The organism is Saccharothrix sp. ST-888, assembly GCF_000955975.1.
Taxonomy (GTDB): domain Bacteria; phylum Actinomycetota; class Actinomycetes; order Streptomycetales; family Streptomycetaceae; genus Kitasatospora.
Genome location: NZ_JYJF01001074.1, coordinates 1 through 267, shown reverse-complemented (window position 1 = coordinate 267; position 267 = coordinate 1). Strand labels below are relative to the sequence as shown.

Sequence of the window (267 nt, the reverse complement as noted above, 5' to 3'; positions counted from 1 at the left end):
GCTCGTCGACGTGCAGGCTCTGCGGCAGCACTCCGTGCTGGAGTGCCAGCACCATCTTGATCACACCGGCGACACCGGCGGCGGCCTGGGTGTGGCCGACGTTGGACTTCAACGAGCCGAGCCAGAGCGGCCGTTCGGCAGGCCGCTGACGGCCGTAGGTAGCGAGCCGCGCCTGCGCCTCGATCGGGTCACCCAGCACCGTGCCGGTGCCGTGCGCCTCGACCACGTCGACCTGGTCCGCCGACAGCCGGGCGTCGGCCAGCGCCT

Annotated in this window: 1 protein-coding gene; it reads right to left on the bottom strand. The window is 72.3% G+C overall.

All coding sequences use genetic code 11. From position 1 onward, the window contains the following. Nucleotides 1-267 (bottom strand): hypothetical protein (locus UK12_RS35675; RefSeq protein ID WP_045307384.1); only part of this gene is annotated, 267 nt, incomplete at both ends.